At 58.5% G+C, this 9,085-nt stretch carries 10 protein-coding genes; 4 read left to right on the forward strand and 6 right to left on the reverse strand.

The window, feature by feature from the left end; genetic code table 11:
• Positions 1–236: 236 nt before the first annotated feature.
• From AB4043_RS12565 to AB4043_RS12580, 4 genes are read right to left on the reverse strand one after another with little or no spacing between them, the layout of a single operon-like run.
• Positions 237–1,118, reverse strand: coding sequence for a 3-keto-disaccharide hydrolase (locus AB4043_RS12565; RefSeq protein WP_442299099.1), 882 nt, complete (start codon positions 1,116–1,118; stop codon positions 237–239).
• A 12-nt stretch (positions 1,119–1,130) separates the two neighbouring features.
• A complete protein-coding gene (locus AB4043_RS12570; protein WP_442299098.1) occupies positions 1,131–2,282 on the reverse strand; it encodes a Gfo/Idh/MocA family protein in 1,152 nt (383 codons plus the stop codon).
• 24 nt (positions 2,283–2,306) lie between these two features.
• Complete coding sequence (locus AB4043_RS12575; protein ID WP_442299097.1) at positions 2,307–3,350, reverse strand: sugar phosphate isomerase/epimerase family protein; 1,044 nt, start codon at positions 3,348–3,350, stop codon at positions 2,307–2,309.
• A 12-nt stretch (positions 3,351–3,362) separates the two neighbouring features.
• Positions 3,363–4,583, reverse strand: coding sequence for a hypothetical protein (locus AB4043_RS12580; protein ID WP_442307187.1), 1,221 nt, complete (start codon positions 4,581–4,583; stop codon positions 3,363–3,365).
• Between the two features lie 440 nt (positions 4,584–5,023).
• Here AB4043_RS12580 and AB4043_RS12585 point away from each other — a divergent pair, with 440 nt between their 5' ends.
• From AB4043_RS12585 to AB4043_RS12600, 4 genes are all read left to right on the forward strand, one after another.
• The gene (locus AB4043_RS12585; protein WP_442307188.1) at positions 5,024–5,539 is read left to right on the forward strand and encodes a cytochrome-c peroxidase; all 516 of its coding nucleotides are present in this window, start codon (positions 5,024–5,026) and stop codon (positions 5,537–5,539) included.
• 113 nt (positions 5,540–5,652) lie between these two features.
• The gene (locus AB4043_RS12590) at positions 5,653–5,844 is read left to right on the forward strand and encodes a hypothetical protein (RefSeq protein WP_442307189.1); all 192 of its coding nucleotides are present in this window, start codon (positions 5,653–5,655) and stop codon (positions 5,842–5,844) included.
• Positions 5,845–5,872: 28 nt separating this feature from the next.
• Positions 5,873–6,646: a carboxypeptidase regulatory-like domain-containing protein gene (locus AB4043_RS12595; protein WP_442299094.1), complete on the forward strand. Its 774-nt coding sequence runs from the start codon at positions 5,873–5,875 to the stop codon at positions 6,644–6,646.
• 8 nt (positions 6,647–6,654) lie between these two features.
• Complete coding sequence (locus tag AB4043_RS12600) at positions 6,655–7,722, forward strand: beta-propeller fold lactonase family protein (RefSeq protein ID WP_442299093.1); 1,068 nt, start codon at positions 6,655–6,657, stop codon at positions 7,720–7,722.
• A gap of 5 nt (positions 7,723–7,727) precedes the next feature.
• Here AB4043_RS12600 and AB4043_RS12605 read toward each other — a convergent pair whose 3' ends face one another.
• The gene (locus AB4043_RS12605; RefSeq protein ID WP_442299092.1) at positions 7,728–8,513 is read right to left on the reverse strand and encodes an anti-sigma factor family protein; all 786 of its coding nucleotides are present in this window, start codon (positions 8,511–8,513) and stop codon (positions 7,728–7,730) included.
• A partial coding sequence (locus tag AB4043_RS12610; RefSeq protein ID WP_442307190.1) for an RNA polymerase sigma factor occupies positions 8,503–9,085 on the reverse strand: 583 nt, incomplete at its 5' end. The genes AB4043_RS12610 and AB4043_RS12605, both read right to left, overlap by 11 nt.

Consider the following 9,085-nt stretch of genomic DNA (forward strand, 5'->3'; position numbering starts at 1 on the left):
GCATCACCCAAAATTCCAGGCCTGTGGCGGTACGAACCCGTAGAGCTGAGACCCCTTTGGCCTTGCCTTCGGCGTACTCAAATGCGGTGACACCGCCCACCTGCGACAACCGGCCGATACGTTCTTCGATATAAGTGCGAGTTTCGGAACTCATGCGCGTCCATCTCCCTTGGCCCATTCTAAAAACAAGTTGCGCGGTGGCTAGCCACCGCGCAAGCCTAAACCATGACTCGGGGTTACGGAAGCTTCTTGATGTAAATGTTGCGATGGAGGATCCGCAGTGTTCCGGGTCCCTCGATCTCGAGGGCGATGTAGCCAGCGGCGGCCATGCGCTCCGGATCCGTATCGATGGTCTGCGTAAAGACATGCCCGTTCACGATATGGGTCAGGGTATGGCCGTCGGCAATGATCTCGATCTCGTTCCAGTCGTCTTTCTTCAAGTATGACTTCAACTGTTCGCCTGTACCCAATTCAGCCACAACGCGCGGCTTCGCTCCACGGCCTTCGAAGGCAACGACCTGACCGGGGTAGGTCATGATGCCGCGCTCGGAGCTCTGTTCGTATAGCTGGCCGGTATACCGGTTGTCGTCGTTGAAGTCCATTTGATAGCCGGTCATGTTCCAGGCGGCATGTTTCTTGTTCAGCTCAGCCGTTTTGGCCATACGGGCCTTCTGCTCTTCCGTTGGATTGGCGGGAGGAATACGGTCGCGAACGGGAACGATATGACTGCGGTACTGGACGCCTCCGTTGGCGCCAGTACCCTCCATCTTCACCTCCATGCGGAGGCGGAAGTTGGCAAACTGGCTGACTTTGTAGATCAGGTTGGTCGTGCCCGAAGGCACTGCCTCGCTGGAAGAGCCGACGATGGCTCCATCGGCGACGCTCCAGACCTCGGGGGCGCCACTCCACCCGGTCAGGGTCTTGCCGTCAAAGAGCGATGTCCAGCCGGCGTGCTCCTCCCAGTTACGGGGCTCGGGAGGAACCCGGTTCACCGGTCCAAGGGGAGGAAGCTTCTTACCGGCAGCGGCCTTCTGCGCCGGCAACGTCACAGTTGCGGAGACGAAAAAGACGGCAGCCGCGAACAGGCCTGCCGTCTTTCTGAAATTACTGATGTACATCTGGTTTGTCCCTTACTCTTTCGGCGGAAGCGCCGACTCCCACTGCTTCGACTTGGCCGACTTCAACACGGCATCGGTGACGTAGTCGCACTTCAGTCCGTCCTCAAAGGTTGGCTCTGCGCTCTTGCCCGAGCCTGCGGCGATCAAGAAGTCCGCCACCTGGTGGATGAAGGTGTGCTCATAACCGATCTGCAGACCGGGAACCCACCAGTTCTTCATGTACGGGTGATCGCCGTCGGTGATGTGAATGCTCTTCCATCCGCGCAGACGGCCCTCGTCGCGATGATCAAAGAACTCCAGACGATGCAGGTCGTGCAGATCCCACCGGGCCGAGGCCTTCTCGCCATTGATCTCCAGGGTGAACAGCGCCTTGTGTCCGCGAGCGTAGCGCGTTGATTCGAACAGCGCCATCGATCCGTTCTCAAAGTGACCGAGGAAGGCGGCGGCATCATCAATGGTGACCGGCTGCTTCTTGCCGGTCTCATTGTGCATGCGTTCCTTGATGAAGGTCTCCGTCATGGCCGTCACATCGACGATCTGGCCGTTCAGCCACATGGCCATATCGATGTTGTGCGCCAGCAGGTCGCCGGTGACACCGGAGCCCGAGACAGCCGAGTCGAGACGCCACAACGCCTGTCCGCCCTGGGGCAGGTCTTCCGAGATTGTCCAGTCCTGCAAGAACTGCGAACGATAGTGGAAGATGCGGCCGAAGCGGCCCTCATCGAGCAACTGCTTCAGCAGCACGACGGCGGGAACGCGGCGATAGTTGTACCAGACCATGTTAGGCACGCCGGCCTTCTTGACCGCGTCCCACATAGGCTTGCCCTCTTCAGCCGTACGGGCCAGGGGCTTCTCACACAGGACCCATTTGCCTGCCTCAGCGGCAGCAATAGCGATCTCGGCATGCGTGTTGTTCGGGCTGGCGATATCGATCACATCGATATCCTTGCGCTCGATCAGTTTGCGCCAGTCGGTCTCAACCGACTCGTAACCCCAGGTATCGGCAAAGCCTTTGGCCTTCTCTGCGCTGCGGGCACAGACGGCCTTCAATACCGGCTCATACGGCGTGTCGAAGAAGCGAGGAGCCTGCAGGAAGGCGTTCGAGTGGGTCTTCCCCATGAAGCCATAGCCCACGAGGCCGACGTTCAGTTTTTTCTTACCCATGTCTGTTCTCCCACGTCCCTTCTTTCAGTCCCATCCGTGCGCGTCGCGCACCTTGATCATGGTGGCAAGAATGTCGTTCCATGTCTGCGGATTCAGCATCATCGCGTTGGGGAACATGCAGCCGTCCCAGCAGATGTGCTGCATCGCCTTCGTCGGCTGGCCATCCGCGCCGCGAAGCCACAGGCCGGCGACTTCGACGACATCCATCTTGCCGTTCGGATCGTTCACCGGGCAATGACGTCCGGTCTTGTCGTGCGATCCGGCTCCATGCACGGTACCGTCGTTCTGTGCGACGTGGAAGTCAACCGTCCAGGGACGCAGCGCATCGGTCAGAGTCTTGAACGATGACATCAGCGTGGCCTTGTCATTCCAGTCAAAGTTCACTGGCAAGATGCGATCTTCCGGTGCGTTGTAGCCCAACGTGTAGAGCATGGAGTGCGCCATATCCGCCTGGTAGCCCAGCGTCTGTGGACGATTCACGGCCTCCAGCAGTTCCACCACCCGGCGCCAGCTATGCATGGCGCCCCAGCAGATCTCGCCTTCGAGAGCCAGACGCTCACCATACTCCTCGGCGATATTGCAGGCTTCGGTCAGCGTAGCCGCAGCTTTTTTCGTGTTCTCAACGGGATTCTCCGCCCACTGAGAAGGGCTGGCAGCGGTATCGACACGGATGATGCCGTACTTGCGGATGCCGATCTCCTTGAGCGTCTTGCCCATGATGCAAGCTTTCCTCACCTGGGTGAGATAGTTCTTACGCTCCTCTTCGGAACCGAAGCACGATCCGCCGCCTGTCGGCGGCCACACCGGCGCTACCAGCGAGCCCACAACCAGGTTCCGGCCGGCGATGGAGTCGGCGAGCTTCTTTAGATCGTCCGGTGTCGAATCGATGTCGGTATGGGGTGCTGAGGCGAACAGGTCCACGCCGTCGAACTTCACGCCGTTCACATCGGCGGCTGCGGTCAGGTCGAGCATCTGATCCAGAGAAATAGGCGGCTCCGAGTCTGGTCCTTTCCCGACCAGACCCGGCCACATTGCGTTATGCAGTGCAGGCTTCTTGTGTGTGCTCACAACACTCTCCGGTTACTTTTTCTTTTTCAGCGGCGCGGCATCGGGGTTGCCGGGGCCAAAGTGCTTGAGGATCACCAGCGGGTCGCTGATGCTCTTGTTCTCGACCACCACGCCCTGGTTGGCAGCAGCCTTGGTGATGAAGTATTCATCTTCCGTCAGTTGGCCGAAACGGATCATCGTCGGAGCGGATACGGGCTGCTTTCCGAGCGATCCATGGCCTTGAACAACGATGCAACCATACGCTTCCGCGTCGGTAATCGTCACCTTCTGACCTGGCAGCACCGTGAGTTCCTTGGCCGAGTAGAAGGCGGTACCGTAGGTGACCCACACTTCGCGGTAGCCCAGCTTTTCGGTCTCGGCGAACGGCTTCACCGGAGTTGGGAAGCACTTGTTCGACTTGCCGAACTCGGGGTTCACGTTGGCATCCCAGTCGAGCATGGCAATCAGGTAATCCAGATCGTGCTGCTTGTCTGCCGGAACATCCTTCACCAGCAGGCTCCAGTCCACAAGACGGCCGTCCACTTCCGACTGGAACATCGCGAAGACGTCAGAGTTCACCTGCGGCTCATAGGTAACAAGCGAGCCCGGAGCATGCAGGATGCCCGGATCGATCTGCCAGCCTGTACCCGGCTCCAGCAGATAGGCACGCGCGAAGCCGAGGATGCCGTTGTCGCCCTTGTTCCAGTTCTCAAGGCACTTGCGCACATCGTCCTTCGTCGTTCCAGGCTCAAGGCCCATGAAGGTGTACGGGAAGTTGTTCTTGATCTGGTTGTACTGCGGCGGGAAATAATATGCCTCTGGCTTACCCTTGAAGCCGACACGCGCCGCGAACTCATCGTCCTGGTGCATGTGGTGAGGAATGGGACCCATGTTGTCGAAGAACTTGCAGAGGATGTTCCAGCCCTTCTCGCGAGCCATGACATCGGAGCCCAGCAGCAGATCGCCGGCTTCATCCACGGCGTCCTTCAGAAGGAACTTCTCACCGGCGTTGGTCACGAMGTAGCTCAAGCCCTCGTCCTCAGTGGTCAGCGGGCCGTTCGAAGCCTTGGTCGTGGACGAAAACCAGCGTTCGTTGATGCCGCCACGGTTGGCGCCAAAAGCATAGAGATCGTCCGGATGCAGCCGCAGACGGCGGCCGGGGATCATAAACGAACGGGGGACCCAGCAGGGAGCCAGCCGGAGGATGCCCTCACCGGCATTGATAGCGTCCTGGACGATAGAGCGATTCACCATGTGACATCTTCCTTCTTATGTTGCGGAGAACTGGCTGCCCCACCCATGACAGGCAGAAACCAGTGGATCCGGTTGTTTGAGGACGTGAACACTATAACGCTCACCCACCTTTGCCCGACGCTGCGGGAAACGCAGCAGATGAGGGTATTTAGGCGGAGAATTGAGCGGCACCGTGAGACGTCTCATTGCCGCGAGGATAGTATCGATGCTGAGAAGCCAATGTCAAGGACTTCTGAAAACGCTTCGATTTTTCCTGCCGTTTCGATGATCGGCCAGCTTGGAACCCAAACAGAGCCTGATACGTCCCATAACCGTTAGAGCATTTTTCCTGTTGCTGGGTATCCCGGGAGAAGCGTGCGGCGGCGTTTTCATTAAGGAAAACGCCCATAGATGCACAAGCCCCGCACTACACCTACAGGRRAAATGCTCTAGCATTCGATATGCCGTCACCACGCACGCTTACCTGTCTCGCCATCCTGCCTTTGCTGCTTGCGGGATGCCGGTCCACGACACAGGACAACCCGGTCGGCAAACCCATCGCGATCAAAGCGCCGCTCGGTCTTCCACCGGTTCCTGTCCCTGCAGACAATCCGGTCACGGCAGACTCCGTCGACCTGGGACGGCGGCTCTTCTATGACAGGCGCCTCTCCAGCGACAACTCCCTGGCTTGCGCGCATTGCCACGATCCGAAGTTCTATTTCACTGACGGCCTGCGGCTCTCGAAGGGGGTGAACGATCAGCTTGGTGTTCGTAACGCTCCCACTCTGCTTAATTCCGCATATATGCCCTTTCAGTTCTGGGATGGACGTGCGATCTCGCTTGAACAGCAATCGGTAGGGCCCATCGCCAATCCTGTCGAGATGAATAACGCCAAACACGAAATCTTTCTCGACAAGCTGAAAGACGACGCTGAATATCCCCCGACGGCAAGTTTCACAACATCGGCCAGGGTGTAAGCGGCGACGGAGACTTCACGGACATCGGCCGTTACCACGAGACCAAAGTCGAGACGGACAAGGGCGCATTCAAGACACCGACACTGCGCAACATCGCACAGACCGCGCCTTATATGCACGATGGCAGCATCAAGACTCTGGCTGCGGTGGTGGATTTCTACGCCGGACAGGGCAACTCCAATCCTTATCTCGATCCTGAAATCAGGAAGATTCACCTCAGCCCTCAGGACCGCCGCGACCTGGTCGAATTCCTCAATGCGCTTACCGGAGACCTGCCGCCAAATTCGGGCCCGCCTGCAAAGTAGTCATCGCAGGTAGTAAAGTGACGGTGATATGCGACTGAAGCCATCCTTCGCCCTGGTCCTGATTGCCGCGTCTCTCGCCGGCTGTAAGTCGAAGCCCACCGAACCGGTCGTGACGACGGAAACCTCGTCTGCTCCGGTCTTCTATCATGTGGACGCTGCGACCGCCGGCTCCATCTCCGGCACGCTGAAGTACACCGGCAAACGTCCAACGCCGAAGCTGATCGATATCAGCCAGGATCCCACCTGCGTCAAAGCTCATAAGGGTAAGGCCTATGATGAGTCGCTCGTCGTCGATAGCAAGGGCGACCTGGCCAACGCTTTCGTCTACATCAGGAAGGGTCTGGAAGGAAAAGTCTTCGAGGTTCCCACCACAACTGTGACGCTGGACCAGTCCGGCTGCTGGTTCCGGCCGCATGTGCTGGGCGTCATGGTCGGCCAGCAGCTCATCATCACCAACTCTGACCCTGTGACGCACAACATTCATCCGGTGGCCCAGATCAACCGCGAATGGAACCACAGCATGGGCCCTGGAGATGCTCCGCTGCAGCGTAAGTTCACCAAGCCGGAGATCATGGTGCCGGTGAAGTGCAATATCCATGACTGGATGCACTCGTTTATTGGCGTCACTGACAATCCGTATTTCGCCGTCTCGAAGGATGACGGCACCTTCAAGATCGAAAACCTGCCGCCCGGGACCTACACGCTGGGCGTATGGCATGAAAAACTTGGCGTCCAGGAGCAGACCGTAAGCGTCTCTTCGAAGAGCGATACTCCGGCCAACTTCACCTACAAGGGAGAATAGTCAGAATCATGCGGAAGCTTGCCCTGCCTTTTGTTGCCACCACCTGCCTTGCTCTTGCGGCTCTCGGCTGCAAGTCGAGCGCACCTACGCCTTCCGCGGAGAACAAGCCCGGACCGGAGCCGACCGGACCGCGCGTGTATGCCACAAACGAGGTCTCCGGCGACCTGACCATCATCGACATCGGCACGGCGCAGACCGTTGCCAATGTGCATCTAGGCAAGCGGCCGCGCGGCATCCATGCCTCGGCCGATGGCAAGCAGCTCTACATTGCACTCAGTGGAACGCCGATTGCCGGCCCCGGCGTGGACGAGAGCACGTTGCCCCCACCAGACCACTCTGCCGACGGCATCGCAGTCTTCGATCTCGCGGCACGTAAGATCGTTCGCACCATTCCCGGAGGTTCGGACCCTGAGAACTTCGACCTTAGCAAAGACGGTAAGAAGCTCTTTATCTCGAACGAGGATATCTCGTCGGTAAGCATCATTGATGTCGACTCCGGCACGGTTGAAAAGTCGTTCAAGATTGGCAGCGAGCCTGAGGGCGTTCGTGTCAGTCCTGATGGCAAGGAGGTCTGGGTAACCTCAGAAGGAACGGGCGAGATCTCTGTTCTGGATACGGAGAAGGGCAAGATCACGGCCACCATCAAGGTCGGTCATCGTCCGCGCAACGTAGCCTTCATGCCTGATGGCAAGACCGCTTATGTCAATGCCGAGAATGATGGCAACGTGGTCGTCGTCGATGTGAAGTCACACAAGATGACCAAGACCATCACCCTGGGCCAGGCCGGTGTCATCAAGCCGATGTATGTTCTGCTCTCGCCCGACGCATCGAAGCTCTACGTCAGCACCGGCCGCGGCAAGCAGGTCTTTGCGATCGGCACGAAGGACAACAAGATTGCCGGTTCGGTTGAGGTGGGCGCTCGTCCCTGGGGTATGACACTTTCACCGGATGGCAAGACGCTCTTCACCGCTAACGGACCGTCAAATGATGTCTCGTTTGTCGATCTGGCAAGCTTCACCGTTACGAAGAAGGCAAAAGCCAAAGGCGGCCCATGGGGTCTGGTGGCCCTGCCCTAAAATTGTTACGGTAACAAAGGACGTTCGAGCCCTGCTTCCACGCGAAGCGGGGCTTGCGTTTTAAACTCCAGCTTGTAGCTCTCGATCCAGTCACCTGCCAGATCATGCTGAGCCTGCTCCAGTGTCATTGTCCCGTTGCAAACCATCCCGTGCAGTCTGCGCTCGAGCATGTCCTTGGCCTGCGCGTTCCACATCGTGCTGTAGGGCTGTGGCCACAGGTTCCGGATCTCTGCTGTTCCGCCGAGCTGTGGACTGATCAGGTAGTCCACCTGGAACTCCTTGCTACGCTGCTGCTGCGGTACGTGGTACTCGGCAAAGACAGCCTGCTGCGTTGCTGCCGGAACTGCTGGGTCGAGATCGTCGTCTCTCTCGCCGCACACCTCGCCAAGAGCCATGATCCGAACGGCGCCCGGCGTCAGTTGCGGATTCGGCACGGGACGATCTTCCAGGTAAAGCACAATTGTCTGGTGATTCCGATGCAGCGATATTCCAAGYCCAGCAGCCACCAATAAACCCGCCGCCGCACTGGCGAAGCCAATCGTCCATGGCCGCCGCCTTGCCAACACAATACGATGGTGCAATGTGTCGCGCAGGTCGTCCGGCATCTTCGAAGTTTCGATGGCAATCGTTGCCACAGCTGCGGCGAAAGTCTGTTCCGTTCTGAGCTTCAGTGCACGGCAGATCTCACACTCAGAGAGATGAAGCTCGGCGGCTGCCGTCTCGGCAACAGACAACTCTCCATCCTGTAACAGCAAGAGGTCTTCCCGCGAAAGGTGCACGTTATCGCCCACGGCTCACCTCCGATCGTTCGAGACGCTCAATCGAACGCGCTACCGCTGCCGCAACCGAACCGAGAGAGATCCCAACCACTTCGGCGATCTCACGATATCGCAAGCCTTCAGCGCGAAGCTGCAGGCAGGCACGGTCGGTCGCAGGCATTGCCTGCAGCACTCGGCTCAAATGGAGCTTGCGTTCGCTGAAGAGCAACGTCTCTTCCGGCCCGGGAGTAGGATCGGTGCACTCAAGAGAAACGCTCTCCGCTTCAGACACTTCGCGGCGGTGCGCTCCACGGCGTTTCAAGGCCAGATTGTGGGTCACGCGAAAGAGCCAGCTACGAAGGTTATCCTGTGGCTTCTCTTCAAGCAGATGCCGGAAAAGAGCGAGGAAGGTCTCCTGCACTACATCTTCCCCATCCTGCACAGCGATGCCGAATGAAACCGCGTAGCGCAAGAGTGCCGCGTGGTGCAGATCGAACATCGCAAGCACCTCAGCCTCAATGGCGTGTGCTTTTCCTTCACCTGCTATGGCAGGTGCAAGGATCGCGAGTCTCGACGGGTTGAAGGTAGAGCCCATGAGAATGCAC

This window comes from Terriglobus sp. YAF25, assembly GCF_052113305.1.
Lineage (GTDB): Bacteria > Acidobacteriota > Terriglobia > Terriglobales > Acidobacteriaceae > Terriglobus.

What these genes read in the sequence shown, in the direction of transcription:
- AB4043_RS12565 (WP_442299099.1), bottom strand. Translation starts at nt 1,118, where the DNA reads ATGTACATCAGTAATTTCAGAAAGACGGCAGGCCTGTTCGCGGCTGCC.
- AB4043_RS12570 (WP_442299098.1), bottom strand. Translation starts at nt 2,282, where the DNA reads ATGGGTAAGAAAAAACTGAACGTCGGCCTCGTGGGCTATGGCTTCATG.
- AB4043_RS12585 (WP_442307188.1), top strand. Translation starts at nt 5,024, where the DNA reads ATGCCGTCACCACGCACGCTTACCTGTCTCGCCATCCTGCCTTTGCTG.
- AB4043_RS12590 (WP_442307189.1), top strand. Translation starts at nt 5,653, where the DNA reads ATGCACGATGGCAGCATCAAGACTCTGGCTGCGGTGGTGGATTTCTAC.
- AB4043_RS12595 (WP_442299094.1), top strand. Translation starts at nt 5,873, where the DNA reads ATGCGACTGAAGCCATCCTTCGCCCTGGTCCTGATTGCCGCGTCTCTC.
- AB4043_RS12600 (WP_442299093.1), top strand. Translation starts at nt 6,655, where the DNA reads ATGCGGAAGCTTGCCCTGCCTTTTGTTGCCACCACCTGCCTTGCTCTT.